Below are 18,528 nucleotides of genomic sequence, written 5' to 3'. Positions count from 1 at the left end.
TTTCATCTTACAAAAAATAAAAACAATGAAAAAACTATTATTAGCATGTGGTATTTGCTTAGCAACCCTTTTAGCTAATGCACAGCAGAGTAAAGAAGCGGCAGATTTTAATGCCTATTATATTAAAACAGATAGCAGTATGCATGCCGCCTATGCTTTAAAAGATTATCCTAAATCTATTGCGCTGGGAAACGAATGGTTTGACAAGTATGATAAGCTGTCGCCGGCTTTTAAAAAAAATAACCCCGGCTATTTGCCGGGCATGTATTATAATATGGCTTGTTATACTGCAATGAACGGGCAAAAAGAAAAAGCTATTGAATACTTAAAAAAAGCCTGTTCATCTGGATTTACCGACTATTCCCAGGTTAAAATTGACAGCGATTTGAACACTCTGCGTGACAACAAGGAATTTAAAGAGGTGTTAACCCAATTAAGAGAAAAAGGAGATTATAATTATGTACTTAAAAAAGCTGGTCCTTATAATAAGGAAAAAGCTGATCTTCCGGTATTCACTTATCAAGCTGCAAGCGCTCCTGAACTGGTTAACTTTAAAACCAAATTCAACCTTGATTCTGTGAGTGGTAATGGTGATGAGATCAGCAAAATTAAAAACCTGCTTTATTGGGTACATGATGTTGTAAGACATGATGGCAATTCAAATAACCCGCCATCAAAAAATGCAATTGATCTGATAGCTGTTTGCAAAAAGGATGACCGCGGCGTGAACTGCCGCATGATGGCCACCATTTTAAAAGATGCTTACCAGGCGGAAGGCTTTAAAGCAAGGCTGGTAACCTGTATGCCAAAAGATACCGCAGATTTTGACTGCCATGTAATTACCGTTGTATGGTCAAAAACGTTGAATAAATGGATTTGGATGGATCCTACCTTCTGCGCATATATGAAAGACGACAAAGGGAACTATTTAAGCATTGAAGAAGTTAGGGAGCGGTTGATCAATGACAGTCCGCTGGTTTTGAATGAAGATGCCAACTGGAATCATAAGAACAAAGAAACACAAGAGGTTTACCTTAATTACATGTCAAAAAATCTTTACTGGATAAGATGTGCCGCAAAAAGCGAGTGGGACCTGGAAACCATGCAGAAAGGCAAACCGGCCGTTCAATATGTAAACTTATATCCCGGCAAGTTTACTACAATAAACAGCACAAATAAATTCGGGGGCAATAAGGCTGAATATTCAACTAACAACCCAGGTTCTTTTTGGCAGAAACCAACAGGCGAATAAGTTTAAATTACTCCATATTTAATAAAGACAACCTCATTAATTTGCAGGTTGTCTTTTTTGTTTTTAAATGCTAATTGAGGCAGCAACAGCTTTACATTCCGCATTAATGATTGCTATAACCTGGATCCTATTAAAAGTAACACTTAATGTATCTTTACAAAAGAGAAATAGTAAAGCAGCTGAGCTTAACGTCAGTTAACAACAAAAACCAAAGCAATGAGCAATGTTATTCAAAAATTGCTGCAAACAGATGCTGATTATGTGTACACCTTTCTGCGGATAATTTGCGGGATAATTATATTGCCTTATGGCATGCAAAAACTTGGATTTAGGGGTGTTGGAATTAAGGCTACACTATTGGATCTGAAGACAAAAAAAGTCCCTCAATTTATTGCATGGCTAATTATTATCAGTCAATCCTTTGGCAGTGTAGCGTTAATAATAGGATTATTGGGCCGCTTTGCTGCCGGTGGGGCGTTCATTATATTTACTGGCGCCCTGGTAGTTCACTCGCCCGACGGGTGGATGCTGAATTGGTTTGGGAAAAAGAAAGGCGAAGGGATAGAGTACTTTGTAATGCTGCTGGCTATGCTGCTCATAATTATTATTAAAGGCAGCGGTGCAATGTCAATTGATCAATGGTTGATAAACAAACTTGGGTAGGATTGATCAATTTTTGCCTTTTGGCGCGTCCATTTGTTTCATCCGGTAAGCAACAACAAGCTGCCTGTAGTTCCAGTTCTTATCTTTTTTCTCCAGCATAAATTGATGAAAATTTTCCATTTCGCTATCAGGCATTCCGATTACTTTTAAAAGCTTCACGCTGTTGTCCCACGAGGCTACGGATATTTTTGTGGCTTCGAGCGTGGTTTGAGCAATTATTAAATTACGCATGGATAAATAGCCCGTATCTTTTTTAGCGGTATTAAACTCTGTTAACAGATCGTTATAGGTTAAATTTTCATTGCCCATTGAAGCTCGCTTTACTAAAAGGCTACCCAAAACCGGAGCTTGAGCCCAAATTTTAACGTCGACACTGTCAAGCCCAAAACAATTAGCATGTTGCTTAATATTATTTACCGCAATTTGTGCGCTATCACCCGCTATGGCCCGACTCAACAATTTTGCACAATCAAATGCTGGTTGTGCCGATGCCGCGGTAAACATAAAGGCAATTAAACCAGCAACAGCTATTAATTTATTCAGGAATGATTTGTATATTATGCTCATAATGAGTTAAATATACAACTATAATTCTTTCCGCATCACAAAGTCATTCATCCAATAGGGACCAATGGCAATATCTTCTTCATAAGCCACTTCAAAGCCCATTTTTTCGTAAAAGTTTTTGGCTTTGTTGTAGCGGTTTACGTTTAAATCCAGGGTGTGTTTACCTGCTTCTATAGTCTTATTGATCACTTCGTTTATCAGGATCTTGCCATAACCTTTCCCTTGTGTTTCGGGCAGGCAGTAAAGTTTGTGCAGCTTATAAATTTCAGGATTTTCGTCGCGTGGCGAATACCCGGCAAATGCTACTGGCTTGTCCTCTTCTATCAGCAGTAAATAACTTTGAATGTTATTTCCAATTTGTGAAGTGATCTTCTCAACCGAATAAATTTCGCCCAGCATAAAGCTGATCTGTTCTTTTTCAAGTATAGGCGAGTAGGAGGGCCACCAGACTTTTTCGGCCAGGTCTATTATTGTTCCAACATCGTTTAATGTTGCTTTCCGGATAGTGTACATGTTAATAGTATATTCTTTTCTCTGTGCGCTCTATGCCTTCTCTGTTAACTCCGTAGTTAATTTTTACCACAGAGGCCGCAAAGCGATGCGCAAAGTTCACAGAGATTATTTAATGATTTTATTCTGCGTCAACTTTTGTTTCTATGGAGATGGTTTGTCCTACACCAAAATATTCTTCCAGTTCGTTTAAAGTTGATGAACTAGTGGCAATGTCTTTTATGATCACTCCCTTTTCCATCAGTAAAATGCGATCGCATACATCGGTAATATGGTTAAGGTCATGGCTGGAGATTAGTGTGGTTACACCTTTGTTTTTATTTAGGTCCTTCAAAATGCTTTTTAGCCTGAACTGTGTACTTGGATCTATATTGGCGAAAGGTTCATCCAGCATCAATAGCTCCGGGTTTTGCAGCAGGCACGATGCCACACCTACTTTACACTGGTTCCCCTTCGAAAGGTCACGGATGTATTTGCCCTTTTTCAAGATCTCGCCATTAAAAAAATCGGTAAGGCCTGCCAAATAATCATCAACATGCACCTGGGTTTGCTGGTGCAGGCCGCCAATAAAATAAAAGTACTCTTCGGGTGTAAGGTAATCTATCAAAAATCCCTCATCAAGGTATGATGCGGTATAGTTTTTCCAGTGCTCGTGTCCTGCAACATTTTCGCCATTTAATAAAACCTGTCCTGTTTCGGGCCTTATCAGGTCAAGCACCATGCGGAACAAAGTTGTTTTACCGGCGCCGTTGTTGCCCACCAGGCCAACGCTTTCGCCTTTCCTTATCTCAACACCGGGCACATTTACAACGGTAACGCCGTTATAAACTTTTTTAAGGTTTTTAATTTCTATCATATTATTTATTTCTGAACCCTTCAGCTATTGTGTATCGTTTGTTATAAAAATCAGCCTCCAGCTTTTTGATCCAGAAACCGCGCATAAAAATAAATACCAGGCTAACAACTGCTAACATTGCCAGGCCCGCATCATTATGATGCAGTATTGCAAATGGCCCGTAAATTACATATGGAGCCACCAGCAAGGGGATAGATAAGATCCACTGGTTACCGCTAACCCCTTCCCAGTTAAATGCAGCACCTTTTGAAAGGTCGATCCGTTTGTAATTTCGGTTTGCAAAAAATAATACCAACGTAGTGTTTACACCTATGTTCCATAAATACATTACTACTTCAATAAGCAGGGTTTTCCAGCCAAAATAAGCGTAAGGGGTTGTTAGCAGCAAAAAGAAGGTTGATATAATGGTAAACAGCAAGTACTTGGCCTTTAAAAATTCAGAAAACTTTATTTTGCTGACTAGCAATCCATCAAAGTGCGATGCCTGCCAGCTGTACATAAACTGACCGTAATTAATGATAAAGATGCCCGTCATAAACATGCTTACAAACACCTTGTAGCTATCATTATTCATTTTAGGGTTGGTATAAAATATCAATCCATAAAGCATAATAAACAGCCCCATTATAAATGCCGACTTAGAGCGCTTGTTGCGGAACACTAATTTAATTTCATTAGCCACCAGGTCGCCCACGCTGCCAAAGCGGCTAAGTAAAGGATATTCGGTACTGCTTTTATATTTAGCAACTTTGCGCGAGCCCAGCTCTTCCAGGTACAGATTATCTTTTAAATACGAGAAGTTAAGATAATACATTACCGCTCCAAGCAATAAGGGCGCAATTGCCAATACCGGGTGTGTAACTAAATTCCCAAAAAACAGGTATGAGAATTTACGGATAGAAAACAGGTGCCAAAAAAAATCAGACAAGCCGATCAGGATGATCACACCAGCTGCTATTAAAAAGATCCAGCCGTTTAAATTGGCTTTTCTTTTTAAGTACAGGGCAAAGTAATTATTAAATACGGTGAGGCCCGCCAATGATACTATAAAGGCAAGCGCTACTACACCGCCCGAATCAGTAGAGATGATTTTTATAATAAATGGCACAAACAGCACGAAAGGCCAAAGGTTAAATACCGAAAGTAAGGAGGTAAATGCCAGGTACCGTACCAGCGCATTGCGTTTTACAGGCAGCTGCAAATAAGGCTGAACGCGCAGGGTAGGTAGTTCCTGCAGTTGTAAGCGTGTAAAAAGATCAAACAGAAAATACATCAGCAGGATACCGCAGAATGAAACAACAAGATCCTCCTTTGGAAATACTTTTGCTAAAATATCATTTAAAAACAGCCCTAAAACAAACATGTTAATAAACAGGTACAGGATAAAAAATCCCATTACTATCCGTATAGCAATACTTTTACCTGTATTTTTTGATCGCCAGAAAGCTTTTAACTCGTGCCGGAGGAAAGTTGATGTCATTTATGCCTGATAAAATATTTACAAGGGTAATAATAGTTAAAAAAGAGCCAAGAGCCAAGAATCAAGAGGCAGGAATCGAAAGTTAAACTATTAAATATAAAACACAAGTATAATGCCCGTCAGAATATTTTTGTCTTGACTCTTGGCTCTTGATTCTTTACTCTTTACTCTTTCAAGGATTTCAATACTTATACCTGTCGCCCCAAAGCTTTCTCAGCTTCTCTTTTGATTCGTTTTCGCGGGCATTGTTACCCGGATCATACAGTTTTGTCCCTTTTATGGCATCGGGTAAAAAGTCAAGCTCGGTAAAATTCCCTTCATAGCTATGGGCGTATTTATAATCCTTACCATAGCCTATATTTTTCATGAATTTGGTAGGCGCATTGCGCAGGTGCAGTGGTACAGGCAAATCGCCGGTTTGTTTAACCATGGCTATTGCCGCGCCAATGGCCGTAGTTGCCGAATTGCTTTTTGCAGATGTTGCCAAATAGATGGCCGTTTGTGACAAGATGAGCTGCGACTCGGGCATCCCAATTTTATTAACTGCTTCAAAACAGCTTTGTGCCAGCAGCAGGGCATTTGGATTGGCGTTGCCAATATCTTCTGATGACAGGATCAGCATCCGCCGGGCAATGAATAAAGGGTCCTCACCGCCAACTATCATCCTCGCCAGCCAATAAACTGCACCGTTAGGGTCGCTGCCGCGCATGGATTTAATAAAGGCCGAAATAATATCATAATGCTGTTCGCCTGTTTTATCATACAAGGCCATATTTTGCTGCACATGCTCCAGCACTGCATCATTGGTAATGGTGATCTTTTTACTGTCGAACGCATTTACCAGCAGCTCGAAAATATTGAGCAGCTTTCGGGCATCGCCGCCTGATAAGCGAAGTACAGCCTCATTTTCTTTTATGGTGATATTCTTTTTATTGATTACCTCATCTTCCTTCATCGCTTTTTGCAGCAGGCTCATCAAATCATCTTCATCCAACGGCTGCAGGATATAAACCTGGCATCGCGACAGCAAAGCCGAAATAACTTCGAATGAAGGATTTTCAGTAGTAGCACCTATCAATGTAACTATTCCCCGCTCAACGGCCCCAAGCAATGAGTCTTGTTGCGATTTGGAGAAACGATGGATTTCATCAATAAACAAAACCGGCAGGATCTGGCCTTCTGCTTTTAACAGTGAAGCTTTTTCAATCACCTCGCGCACATCCTTAACTCCCGAGTTAATGGCGCTTAAGGAAAAGAATGGCCTGTCGAGCGTTTGTGAAATGATATAAGCCAGTGTGGTTTTCCCAACCCCGGGCGGTCCCCAAAATATCATGGAAGGCAGCGAGCCCGATTCAATAGCCTTGCGTAATACGGCGCCTTTGCCCACTAAGTGTTTTTGCCCCACATAATCATCCAGATTTTTGGGGCGCATCCGCTCGGCTAATGGGGGCAGGTTATTCATATTGGTAAAATTGAGAAAAGAAAACGCTAAATCCTAATATTTTTAGCAAGATGCTTTTTTGAAATAACAGAGAGGTTGACGTTATGTTTTATGGAAAGAAACGATAAACATCTTTTCGGGGGAGAAAACGGGCCAACATTGTTTAAGAATTTATAGTAGGTCTTAGTAGTTTTTATTGCGTTTTGATTTATGATATTCTTGAACAGAAGACCTTAGCCATCTCTTAAATTCATTTGCTTCCTTTTCAGAAACTGTTTTTTCATCTTTAACTTCTTCCATAGCTGTTAATAAATAAGCATCCTCTTCATCCTAGGAAAGTTCATCAAGTAGTTACCGTATTGGACGAAATTTAACTTTCCCTTCTTCAGCTAGTTTTAACTCTATAAAACCTTGTCGTATATTTCCCCAGATTTCTTTTTGCGCTGGTGTTAATTGGCTTTCTAAAGATTTACCTTTCAGGTTATTGTTACTGTTAAAAGAGTTTTCTTCATTCATGGTTTTGAAAGTTTCATCCCATATCAAATATAATAAACAAACTTTATAATGCTATTTTTGATAATGGTTCAATTTTAATTCCAATTTGTGATCAATCGCTTTACCCAATCTACTTACCACACTATTTGCGATAAGCTCGCTGCCGCTGATCCTAATCTTGCAGCTATCATCAAAGCCCACGGCTATCCACCATTTTGGTCGCGGCCAAATACGTTTGAGACGTTGGTGCACATTATTTTGGAGCAGCAGGTTTCGCTGGCATCGGCACTATCAGCCTTAAACAAATTGAAGGAAAGGTTGCAGGAACTAACCCCTGCAAGGCTGCTGTTGCTTACCGACGAGGAAATGAAAGCCTGCTATTGCAGCCGGCAAAAAACAGGCTATATCAAATACCTTGCAGAAGCCTTGCTAAGCGGACAGCTAAATTTAGCTGAATTGGAAGACATGCCCGACAATGAAGTCCGTGCCAAATTGGTAGCCCTTAAAGGCATTGGCAACTGGACGGCCGATGTTTACCTGATGTTTGTTTTACAGCATTCGGATATATTCCCGGTTGGCGACCTTGCAGCTGTAAATGCAATGAAGCGGGTTAAAAAGCTGCCTGCCAATACAACTAAAGAACAAATGACAGAGATGGCAACTCAATGGCAGCCGTACAGAACTATTGCTACCATGCTGTTGTGGCATTATTATTTGTCGGTGCCAAAGAATAAGGGTTTAATGGTATGATGAGACTTATCTGTATCAAAAATAAATATCTTCCCGGATGCAACGTATCAGTATAATTTTAAGTCTGATAGATAAACAAACTTAAAATTATGAAAACTTATTTAACCTTATTTATAGTAGCCTGCCAAAGCGTTGTTGCACTGGCACAGGATCACGAAAACAAAACACCCTATCTTACCAAATCATTAACAAATGATGCCATCAACAGCGTTGTGGTAAGTACATCTGCAGGGGGTATTTCTGTAAGTGGTCAGGCCGGACAATCACCAAGAGTAGAAGTATACATTAGGGGCAATAATGGCCGCGAGCTCTCAAAAGAAGAAATTCAAAAGCGCCTTGCTGAAGATTACGACATGAATATTTCGGTTACCGGGCATGAGTTAAGCGCTATCGTAAAAAACAAGCACAATTTTTCGAACTGGACGCGGTCAATGAGCATCTCATTTAAAATATATGTTCCGCAGGGGGTTACCACCAGTTTAAAAACCAGCGGCGGTGGTATTGAGCTTGATAATTTAAAAGGAAATGAAACATTTTCAACCAGCGGCGGCGGCTTAAGAATTGATAAGCTTAATGGTGTTATCCACGGCAGAACTTCTGGTGGCGGAATTGATGTTTCAAATTCAAATGAGGATATAGACCTGAGTACCAGTGGTGGCGGCATTACTGCAAAAAATTGTACCGGAAAGATCAAACTGATGACTTCGGGCGGCGGCATTGAGCTTGCCAACCTAAAGGGCAACATCCTTGCACATACCAGCGGCGGCGGTGTTGAAGGCAGCAATATTGAGGGCGAATTATCTACCAACACATCAGGCGGCGGAATTGACCTGAAAGGAATGAATTGCAGCTTGGAAGCCAGCACCAGCGCCGGTAATTTAGTTGCACAAATGACCAAAGTTGGCAAATACCTTAGACTTAGCGCCAGCTCAGGGAATATTGAGATAGAATTACCTCAAAAACAAGGGTTAGACCTTGATATAAGGGGTGAAAGCATTAATCCATCAAAAATAAGTGGCTTTAGTGGCGAGTGGAGCAAAAACCACATAAACGGAAGCGTAAACGGCGGGGGTATACCTGTTAGTGCACATGCATCAGGCGGTGATATAAATATGAGGTTTAATTAGGAAGAAAAGAAGCAAGAAGTCAGGAACCAGGATTCAAGACTTAAAAAGGCATCGGGATTTATTTTCGATGCTTTTTTTATGTATACGGATTGCTTGAGCGGAATAAAAAGGGGTGTCATGCTGAGGCGCTCGAAGCATGCGGGCAAAGGCCTAAGCACCATGCTTAGCACGCGGATAGGCCACTGCGCTCACCCTTCGAGTGCCTCAGGGTGACACCCATTTAAATCCCACCCCATAATCCCCATCACCCTTAAAAACTCATCCTGTAAAGGCGCTTCAATATGTGCCAGCGCTTTGGTAACCGGGTGATTAAATGTTAATTGCGAAGCATGCAGCAGCATGGTATCCAACTCCCAGCGCTCTTTAAATAATTTGTTTTGTTTGTTGCAGCCGTGGGTACGATCGCCAATTATAGGGTGAAAAACGTGGGCGAAGTGTTTGCGCAACTGGTGCATCCGCCCGCTTTCAGGATTAGCCTCGACCAATGAATAACGGGAAGTCGGGTGGTTGCCCAGCGGTACATCAAGCTCGGCGCGGGCAAGTGTTTTATATTTGGTAAATGCCTCCTGTAAAGTTCCGTTCTCTTTACGCAGCGGGTAATCAATCTCTTCTATATCAGGGGTATGTCCCCTAACTATAGCCAGGTATTTTTTATCGACAAGGTTTTCAGAAAATTGCTGCTGCATCAGCCTCTCCACATCTTTACTTAACGCAAATAAAAGTACGCCGCCTGTTTTACGATCGAGCCGGTGTGCGGGGAATACATGCCGGTTAAGTTGATCACGCAGCATTTGCAGGGCAAACTCGGTAGCATCATTAGCAATTGATGAGCGGTGCACCAGCAGGCCATGCGGCTTGTTGATGGCTACCAGGTGATCATCATGAAACAGGATCTCAAGTAAGGGCATATTGGGGCAAAGGTAAAGGCATTATTAATTAATACCCGATATTTTTTGCGGATAGACAACTATGGGGTAAAGAAAACTTGTTTCACTTTGTTTCGGGGTGTTCGACACAAATATAGAACGAAACACGGTTTTCCTGGACCTTGCCCTGAAAAGCCTGTTTCACGCTGTTTCATGTTGTGTCGTCCAAAAAACGAACGGAACAAGAACAAGGCATTCTTTCTTAACTTGATATATTAATTATTCCATTATAACAATAAAGCAACTACCCTTATTGACCCTACAATCACTAGCTGATCAATATAATATTATCGCTTTTGTGATCCAATAATTAAAAATAAACCAATACCTAATAATAGCAAACAAATGATGGAGTTCAACATGGTATGAGAATCACTCATCATGCTATCAGAATAAAGTACCAGAATAAAAAAAGCCCACATTAAAGAGACTATTATTAATAATACTCCAACTCCTTTGAAATATCCATTTTTTAATATTTTCATTGAATAAGGTTTACACTCAATTATGTACCTCAGTGAATAATTATAATAATATGATAACTCTATTATCTTGTTCCGTTCGGTACTTGTGCCGAACACCCCGAAACACGGTGAAACAGCAATTATTCCAAATACGCCTTTTTATCCAAATAAATTGCCAGCTCATTAATCCGGTCTGTTCCTATCACATCCGCATGTAAGCGGATCAATTCTTTCCAGCAGGCCGGGTTATCGGGCGTTTCCCAAAAGCGGACTTTTTTGCCAATGGCGTGGGCGCTGTCAATCATAGCAGTTAAGCGATCAACATCAGGCTGACTTATATCTCTTGCGCCATCCCATTTAGAAAACCTGCTGAACGGCACACTTATCAAACCAACTTTTGTAAGCTGCTGCGGGGTAAACCCACCAATATGATCCACGTCAAAATTTAACCATGCAGGGTAGTTTAACATTACGGCGCCCGGCGGAACGGCCCCCGTCATTACTATTGAAAGCCTGCCCGCATGGCCGGGGTAATTCAAATATTGACTAAGTGGCTTAAGCTCTTCAATTACCAATGGGAGGGTAATGGTATAATCTTTTTTTATTTCGATGAGCAGCCTCAGCTTTCGAGTGGTATCGCGCTTAAATTTCTCTATAAGCGGATCAAGATACATTCCTTTAAGCGAGCGCTTTGGAGTGATCTCATCTTCACTGTGTGCCACCAGCAACTGCCCGTTAACCGCAAAAACATCCGCCTCTATCGATCCAAAACCGGCATCATAAGCCCGGTAAAACGGGATGCTGTTTTTATAATCGTTATGCGAATGAGCATCGGCAGGAGTGTAATCTTTGGTTGAGGTGAGGCAGGAGGTAAAAGCAAATGAGAGTGCTATTAGGGTTATTGTAGATTTTTGTTTATTCATAAATTTAACTCGATAGGTTAATGTGCAATCATCATCATGTCATTGCGAGCGTAGCGCGGCAATCGCGAACTTTACAGAGCCGATAGAACAGTGTAGAACCTGCATGGCGTAAATACATAGTTCGCGATTGCTTCGTTCCTCGCAATGACAAATTTTAAATTATCCCTTCAATTCCGAAATCGAAAATCCGAATTCCGAAATCTCTTCCCCCTACATATTAAACGTCCCGTTCCTTTCCTGCTCCTGGTAGTTTTGTACGGTTTCAATTGCGTTGTCAATTACATCGCTTAGTGCAACTATAAACGTACCGGGGCGGGCAAGGCTCATGGAATGTTTAATAGCATCAATTTCTTTTGGTACAACTTCAATAGGTACGGTAGTATTTACTGATGCAATTCCTTCTTTAAGTAAGCCAACAATGTTTTCGGCAGTACGGCCGCGCAGGTGTTTTTCCTGGCGGATGATGATATAATCAAACATCTCTGCCGATAGCTTGCCCAGCTCGCGGATGTCCTCATCGCGCCTGTCGCCGGTGCCTGCTATGATGCCTATTTTTAGAGGAGAGTCAATATGGTCTAAAAACGCCTTTATGCCTTTAAAGCCTGCCGGGTTATGAGCAAAGTCGATCATAAAGCGGAAGTCTCTAAAATTAAAGATGTTCATCCTGCCCGGTGTTTGCGCTGCCGATGGGATAAAGGTCTCGAGCGAGATCTTAATATCCTCGGTCTTAAAATCGCACAGGAAGGTTGCCAGCGTGGCAGCCAGCACATTCTCAATCATAAAAGGAACGGTGCCGCCAAATGTTACCGGGATCAGGGTAGTGCGCTGCACACGGATCTTCCAGTCGCCTTTTTGAATGGTAATAAAGCCGTTTTCGTAAATACAGGCAATTCCACCCTTTTTGCAATGCGATTTGATGATTGGATTGTTCTCGTGCAAGCTAAAATAGGCCACTTTACAATGCGCATTTTTACCCATACGTACGCAATACTCATTATCGGCATTTAATACCGCCCAGCCATCTTTTTTAATCGAATCAACCACTACGCCTTTAACGCGGGTAAGGTCATCGAGCGTATGAATATCTGCCAGACCAAGGTGATCTTCCTGGATATTGGTAACTACGCCAATATCACAAAAGCCAAAGCCTAAACCAGCTCGTAAAATACCGCCGCGGGCAGTTTCAAGTACGGCAAAGTCAACCGTTGGGTCTTTCAAAATAAACTCAGAGCTAACGGGGCCGGTTGTATCGCCCTTTAGCATCATGGTATTTTGCACATAGATGCCATCGGATGTGGTAAACCCAACCCGGTGACCGTTATTTTTTACAATATGCGCTATCAGGCGGGTGGTTGTGGTTTTTCCGTTGGTGCCCGTTATGGCTATAATAGGAATGCGTGCCGATTTCCCCGGGGGATACAGCATATCAATCACATGGCCGGCAACGTTACGCGGCAAGCCTTCGCTTGGCGCTATGTGCATCCTGAAACCGGGTGCGGCATTTACTTCCAGCACCACACCGCCGTTTTCGGTAAGCGGTTCGGTCAGGTTCTCAGCCATAATATCAATTCCGCAAATATCAAGGCCTATTATCTTGGAGATGCGTTCGCAGATAAATACGTTTTGCGGGTGCACATGGTCGGTAACATCAACAGATGTTCCGCCGGTGCTTAGGTTGGCGGTTGATTTTACAAAAACCTTTTCGCCTTTTTTGGGAACGGTTTCTAAAGTATAGCCCTTCTTTTCCAGCAGGTCCAGCGTGTCGCGGTCAATAGAGATCAGCGTTAAAACATTCTCATGCCCGTAACCACGGCGCGGATCTTCGTTTTCCTTGTCTATCAGCTGTTGTATGGTTAATATGCCATCGCCTTTAACATGGGCCGGATCGCGCAGGGCGGCGGCAACCATTTTATTATCTATCACCAGTACACGGAAATCGTAACCGGTAACAAACCGTTCAACAATTACGCGACGCGAGATCTTAGCGGCAAATTCATAAGCTTCAACAGCATCCTCATGAGTTTTTATGTTGATAGAGATGCCCCGGCCATGGTTGCCATCCAATGGTTTAAATACCAGTGGAAAGCCTACTTTACGGATAGCTTCGTCTACCCCCTCAAGTGATGAAATGGTGATGCCTTTGGCAACGGGAATGGCCTGTTCAAGTAATAAACGCTTGGTTTCGTCCTTATTGCTGGCAATGTCAACCGCTATGCAGCTGGTTTTTTCCGTCATGGTGGCGCGGAAACGTACCTGGTTTTTGCCGTAGCCCAATTGTACCAGCGATTGGTTATTTAACCTGATCCATGGAATATCCCGTGCAATTGCCTCTTCAACAATTGAGCCTGTACTTGGCCCCAAACGGGTATTCTCACGTATCTCGCGCATTTTTTGGATATCATGCTCCAGGTCGTAGTCTTGGCCTTTTATTAGCGCCTCAGCAATCTTTACTGATGATTCGGCAGCAAAGATCCCTACCTTCTCTTCAAGGTAAGTAAATACCACGTTGTAAATGCCCGGCGTTTTTGTTTCGCGGGTGCGGCCAAAGCCTGTTTCCATACCGGCAAGCGATTGGATCTCCAATGCAATATGCTCAATTACATGGCCCATCCAGGTACCTGCCTTAACCCGCTGAAAGAAACCGCCGGGTACACCGGGTGAGCAACGATGGCTGTAAAGTGTAGGTATTAGTTTTTCAAGCCTTTCGTAAAAGCCATCAATGGTATTTGTCGGCTGGTTCTCCAGTTCCTCAAGGTTCAGCCTCATCTGGATCAATTTTTTCCGGCTAACACTCCAAATGTTCGGGCCGCGCAGTACTTGTATATTTTCTATCTTCATTTATGAGTGCTTCGTTTACTATCGGGGGGTAATTTTCTCCTAAATCTAAAAAACTTAATAGTCTAATAAAATTTTTAACACAAAAAAGGCATTATTATTTATAACAGCCTGCCTTTATGGTGGTTTTTATTTTAATTTGTAACCTGTAAGGGGAGTGGTTGATCAGGTGAGTAAGTTGATTAAGTTAGATTGAGTTGGCATATCAACTTAATAAACCCAGTCAACTTAATCCAACCCAATCAACCAATCAACCCAATCTAACTTAATCAACTAAGAAATGACTGTCCCGAAAGGTAAATTGATAATTATTGGTGGCGCTGTTGACATGAATACTAATTTAAGCGCCCAGGAGGATATTTTAAAGCCTGATCATCTTAAATTTTTTGAGCAGGGGATCTTAAAAAGGATCATTACCGAGTCGGCAAAACAAAGCGGGTCAATTGTTGAGGTAATTACTACCGCATCTCAGATCCCCGAACTGGTTGGCGAAGAATACACCGAAGCATTTAATTATTTGCTTGTTAACCATATCGGTGTAATGGATATCCGCAAACGCGAAGATGCCTCAAACCCGGAATATCTCGACCGCCTCCGCAAAGCAGATGTGGTAATGTTTAGCGGTGGCGACCAGCTAAGGCTAAGCTCAATTTTTGGCGGGACAGAATTTTTGCAGATCATGAAGAACCGTTATGAAAACGAGCATTTTGTAATTGCAGGCACATCAGCTGGTGCGGCTGCGGCATCAACCAATATGATCTATCGCGGGCAAAGCAGCAAAGCGCTGATCAAGGGTGAGGTACAGATCACGGCCGGCCTTGGCTTTATTGATTCTGTTATTATTGATACACATTTTGTACAACGCGGCCGCATTGGCAGGCTATTATATGCAGTGGCCAGCAACCCAGGCATGCTTGGGATAGGTTTAGGTGAAGATGCGGGCTTACTGATAACAGAAGGCACCATGATGGAAGCCATAGGCTCGGGTTTAACTATTTTAGTTAACGGGCGTAAAATGGCCGAAACAAATATTTATGATGTGGAAATGGGTTCGCCGGTATCAATAAAAAATATGCGGGTAAGCGTAATGTCTATATTTGACAAGTACGACCTGCTGCAGAACCAGCTGATCATAAAAAAAGCAGCAAAGGCTGAGGATGGGGTATTGAATAGTACTCCGGGAAGCTGAGAAGAATAGAATCAAGAAGTTAAGATACAAGAGTCAAGAAAGGGCACGGTTCTTTTTTCTTATCTTGATTCCTGACTCTTGACTTCTTGACTCTCCTAATATTTCTACTTTATGAAGATAATAATCCACGGTGGTTTTTTTAGCGAATCGCAAACTAACCAGGAAGTAAAAAAGGCCAAGCAGGATGCGCTTGCCGAAATAATAAAGCTTGGCCATAAATACTTGTTAAGCCATACCGCTGTTGAAACAGTTGTTTATACGGTACACCTGCTGGAGAATTGCGAACTGTTTAACGCAGGTACCGGCTCACAGATCCAGAGTGATGGTAAAATCCGCCTTAGCGCATCGTTGATGGATGGTAAGACCATGAAGTTTTCGGGCGTTATAAACATTGAGGATGTAAAAAACCCTATTTGCATAGCCGAAAAGCTTTTAACTTATGAAGACCGGGTTTTAAGCGGCAAAGGCGCGCAGGATTTTGCCCGCGAAAACGAATTTAAATATTATAATCCCGAAACACCGCAACGCCGAAGGGAATACGAAAAAAAGCTCAGTGATTCCATCCGACTGGGCACAGTTGGCTGTGTAGCGCTTGATGTTTATGGTAACCTGGCAGCGGCAACCTCAACCGGAGGTAAAGGTTTTGAAATTCCCGGCCGGGTAAGTGACTCGGCAACTACTGCGGGCAATTATGCCAACGCTTTTGCAGCCATTTCATGCACAGGTGTGGGCGAAGATATTGTTAGTGGAGCAGTCGCCTCAAACATTGTAACCCGGGTAACTGACGCTATGCCGCTGGCAATGGCAACAGAAAAAACTCTGAATGAGCTAAAACCCTATGATGGCTTTGCAGGAGTAATAGGCATCTCCGCCACCGGTGAAATTTATCATGCCGATACACATCCCTATATGGTTTGGGCAGCATATGATAATGGTGTAGAGGTGTTTGCTTAATACTTATCAGATTTACGAAATTTTTAAACGGCAAAGCCCTCAACGAGGCCATTAAAAACAAATAAATTACCGAGTTAAACTTCGTAAATCTTTATACAATAACTCCTTATTCAAAGCGCTGATTGTACAATTTCAAAGCCCTGTTACCGTGCTTGCCTGCTTTAACCAGGTTAATTATTGCCGAGGTTAAAAATGCAGTAGCCACCCCCGTTAAAATGTATGCCCCTGCCTGGCTATGATGCTGGTAAATAAACGCCGGTTGGCCATTAACAAATCCTGTTGTTTCGCCTGTGTGTTTATTATGGGTCGCAAATACAATTACTGCGGCAATGCTTGATGCGCCAAACCCTGCCCAGGAAATATAGCCCCAGGTAGCGCTATTTTTAGCTATCGAATACTCAGCTGCCGATGGCGCATAGCTTAATAGCCTGATCTTAATATCTTCCGGTGTTTGCAGCTTGCCGCCAATAGTAAAAAGGTATGACGAATGCTTACCCTCTCCAAAAGGAATCATTTTAATAACGCTGTCTGGCTGGGCCTTAACTTTTGTGGTGTCCTGCGCTTTGGTCAATAAAGATGCAGACAATAATAAAATTGTGATAGTGATTAGATTTTTCATAAAGTTTTTTTTATTTCTTTGACTCGCGATCTCTCCGTTGGTTTGATGGATCTATGGTAACAAATCAATTACTTTAAGTCTCAACTGATTTTAATCCGTTGGGTATAAGTAACACCATGTTTAATCACTAGTTATTATCTGCTTCGCTATTCTTTTTGTAAACCACCCAAACATAAAAAGGAATCCCTGCCATAAGCAGTAAAAAACCCCAATAAACGGTGCTTTGGCCCGATCCTGCAATTGCCCATATGGAATAGGCAAAAGCCAGCATGCCAACAAGGAGCGCTGTAAATAAGCCTTTTGATTGTTTTATTTTCAACCGGATGATAACATATGCCGCTGCGCAAAAAAGATATGGCACCAGCGTGTTTAGGGTAGATAGTAATATTAAAAACTTGAATTGCTCAACCAAGCCTTTGGTGTAATTCATCATCATAAATAAGGAAACAAAAGTGCTGCTTACAATGATGCCGACAAATGGTGCGCCTTTTTTATTCTGCCAGCCAAATACTGCCGGGAATAGTTTATCCTTAGCTATGGCATAAGGCAGCTTACCCTGGATCAGTGTCCATCCGTTAAGTGCTCCAAAGGCTGCAATGGCCATGCCGCCGCTGGCCCAGTATCGGGCATTGCTGCCAAACATAATAGCGGCAGCATCGGCATAAGGCGTAACAGAATGCTTAAGCTGGGCAGCAGGAATAATACCCATTATGCTTACACTGCCTAATATGTAAACCAGCGTACAGATCAGCAGCCCAATCATGGTAGCGCGGGCAATTGTTTTTCCCGGATTTTCAACGCTATCGGCTGGGATGGTAGCACATTCAATACCTACAAACGAAAACATGGTTATAGTGGCAGTGGTATTAATGGCATCATAAACCGAGCCGCCGCTGCTATTAAAGGGGTGAAAGTTTTCGAGCCGGATAAAAAATAGTCCGCCAATAGAGATCACCAGCAAAGGCAGCAGTTTTAAAATGGTTGTTACCAGCTGCACCTTGCCCGATGCCGGGATTCCCCTGGTATTTACCCATGCTAAAAACCATATAGCGCTTAAGCCGGTTAAAATTGCAGCAACCGCATTTGTTGCCAGTACCGGAAAAAAGGTGCTCATGGCGCTTACAAACGAAATAGTTATGGCTGCATTAGCTGTAATAATTGAAATATAATAACCCCAGGCAACCATAAAGCCTGCAAAATCGCCAAAACCATAATGTGTATAAGCATAGGGTCCGCCGGTACTTATCGGGATCATGGTACTTAACAGGCTAAACACCCGCGCAAGAAAAAAGGCGCCGATGGCCGAAAATACCCATCCCAATAAGCTTACACTGCCATATGAAGCCATTGCTGCAGGCACTAAAAATACACCGGAGCCTATCATACTGCCCACCACTAAGGAAGTACTTGTCCAGATGCCTAATTTTTTGGATGTTGAGGCCATGTATATTATATAAGAAAGCGATTTTAATTCAGG

18 protein-coding genes are annotated in these 18,528 nt (G+C 42.2%); 6 read left to right on the top strand and 12 right to left on the bottom strand.

The window, feature by feature from the left end:
• Positions 1-25 precede the first annotated feature (25 nt).
• Entirely contained in the window at positions 26-1,252 is a 1,227-nt protein-coding gene (locus tag BUE31_RS23705; protein WP_073406333.1) for a TPR end-of-group domain-containing protein, read from the top strand.
• 216 nt (positions 1,253-1,468) lie between these two features.
• Positions 1,469-1,915: a DoxX family protein gene (locus BUE31_RS23700; protein WP_073406332.1), complete on the top strand. Its 447-nt coding sequence runs from the start codon at positions 1,469-1,471 to the stop codon at positions 1,913-1,915.
• Between the two features lie 6 nt (positions 1,916-1,921).
• Here BUE31_RS23700 and BUE31_RS23695 read toward each other — a convergent pair whose 3' ends face one another.
• From BUE31_RS23695 to BUE31_RS31160, 6 genes are all read right to left on the bottom strand, one after another.
• Complete coding sequence (locus BUE31_RS23695) at positions 1,922-2,482, bottom strand: hypothetical protein (RefSeq protein ID WP_073406331.1); 561 nt, start codon at positions 2,480-2,482, stop codon at positions 1,922-1,924.
• Between the two features lie 18 nt (positions 2,483-2,500).
• Positions 2,501-2,995, bottom strand: coding sequence for a GNAT family N-acetyltransferase (locus BUE31_RS23690; RefSeq protein ID WP_073406330.1), 495 nt, complete (start codon positions 2,993-2,995; stop codon positions 2,501-2,503).
• Between the two features lie 118 nt (positions 2,996-3,113).
• On the bottom strand, positions 3,114-3,848 hold the full coding sequence (locus BUE31_RS23685) for an ABC transporter ATP-binding protein (protein ID WP_073406329.1): 735 nt from the start codon (positions 3,846-3,848) through the stop codon (positions 3,114-3,116).
• 1 nt (position 3,849) lies between these two features.
• Entirely contained in the window at positions 3,850-5,328 is a 1,479-nt protein-coding gene (locus tag BUE31_RS23680) for a DUF5687 family protein (RefSeq protein ID WP_073406328.1), read from the bottom strand.
• 181 nt (positions 5,329-5,509) lie between these two features.
• Entirely contained in the window at positions 5,510-6,790 is a 1,281-nt protein-coding gene (locus tag BUE31_RS23675; RefSeq protein ID WP_073406327.1) for a replication-associated recombination protein A, read from the bottom strand.
• Positions 6,791-7,120: 330 nt separating this feature from the next.
• Positions 7,121-7,285 (bottom strand): hypothetical protein, encoded by a 165-nt coding sequence (locus tag BUE31_RS31160; protein ID WP_159440735.1) that lies wholly within the window; start codon positions 7,283-7,285, stop codon positions 7,121-7,123.
• 87 nt (positions 7,286-7,372) lie between these two features.
• Between BUE31_RS31160 and BUE31_RS23670 the strand changes: the two genes are divergently transcribed.
• Both BUE31_RS23670 and BUE31_RS23665 read left to right on the top strand, forming a co-directional pair.
• On the top strand, positions 7,373-8,014 hold the full coding sequence (locus BUE31_RS23670) for a DNA-3-methyladenine glycosylase family protein (protein WP_073406326.1): 642 nt from the start codon (positions 7,373-7,375) through the stop codon (positions 8,012-8,014).
• 89 nt (positions 8,015-8,103) lie between these two features.
• Positions 8,104-9,141 carry a DUF4097 family beta strand repeat-containing protein gene (locus BUE31_RS23665; RefSeq protein ID WP_073406325.1) on the top strand — a complete coding sequence of 346 codons (1,038 nt, stop codon included), beginning with the start codon at positions 8,104-8,106 and terminating at the stop codon, positions 9,139-9,141.
• A 188-nt stretch (positions 9,142-9,329) separates the two neighbouring features.
• Here the strand turns inward: BUE31_RS23665 and BUE31_RS23660 are convergent, their stop codons facing one another.
• The 4 genes from BUE31_RS23660 to cphA form a co-directional block, all read right to left on the bottom strand.
• On the bottom strand, positions 9,330-10,049 hold the full coding sequence (locus tag BUE31_RS23660; protein WP_073406324.1) for a pseudouridine synthase: 720 nt from the start codon (positions 10,047-10,049) through the stop codon (positions 9,330-9,332).
• A 305-nt stretch (positions 10,050-10,354) separates the two neighbouring features.
• Entirely contained in the window at positions 10,355-10,552 is a 198-nt protein-coding gene (locus BUE31_RS30805) for a hypothetical protein (protein WP_143167234.1), read from the bottom strand.
• Positions 10,553-10,671: 119 nt separating this feature from the next.
• Positions 10,672-11,454, bottom strand: a complete 783-nt coding sequence (locus tag BUE31_RS23655; RefSeq protein WP_073406323.1) for a PI-PLC domain-containing protein — start codon at positions 11,452-11,454, stop codon at positions 10,672-10,674.
• Positions 11,455-11,664: 210 nt separating this feature from the next.
• On the bottom strand, positions 11,665-14,292 hold the full coding sequence (gene cphA / locus BUE31_RS23650; RefSeq protein ID WP_073406322.1) for a cyanophycin synthetase: 2,628 nt from the start codon (positions 14,290-14,292) through the stop codon (positions 11,665-11,667).
• Positions 14,293-14,569: 277 nt separating this feature from the next.
• Between cphA and BUE31_RS23645 the strand changes: the two genes are divergently transcribed.
• The gene (locus tag BUE31_RS23645; protein WP_073406321.1) at positions 14,570-15,478 is read left to right on the top strand and encodes a cyanophycinase; all 909 of its coding nucleotides are present in this window, start codon (positions 14,570-14,572) and stop codon (positions 15,476-15,478) included.
• Between the two features lie 111 nt (positions 15,479-15,589).
• Positions 15,590-16,432, top strand: a complete 843-nt coding sequence (locus BUE31_RS23640) for an isoaspartyl peptidase/L-asparaginase (RefSeq protein ID WP_073406320.1) — start codon at positions 15,590-15,592, stop codon at positions 16,430-16,432.
• A 106-nt stretch (positions 16,433-16,538) separates the two neighbouring features.
• Here the strand turns inward: BUE31_RS23640 and BUE31_RS23635 are convergent, their stop codons facing one another.
• Together BUE31_RS23635 and BUE31_RS23630 are read right to left on the bottom strand one after the other, a co-directional pair.
• Positions 16,539-17,051: a hypothetical protein gene (locus tag BUE31_RS23635; RefSeq protein WP_143167233.1), complete on the bottom strand. Its 513-nt coding sequence runs from the start codon at positions 17,049-17,051 to the stop codon at positions 16,539-16,541.
• Between the two features lie 127 nt (positions 17,052-17,178).
• Positions 17,179-18,495 (bottom strand): amino acid permease, encoded by a 1,317-nt coding sequence (locus BUE31_RS23630; protein ID WP_073406318.1) that lies wholly within the window; start codon positions 18,493-18,495, stop codon positions 17,179-17,181.
• Positions 18,496-18,528 lie beyond the last annotated feature (33 nt).

This window comes from Mucilaginibacter sp. OK098 (assembly GCF_900142915.1).
GTDB lineage: Bacteria > Bacteroidota > Bacteroidia > Sphingobacteriales > Sphingobacteriaceae > Mucilaginibacter.
The sequence above is the reverse complement of the archived record's forward strand: the minus strand, read 5'-3'. Positions and strand labels throughout refer to the sequence as shown.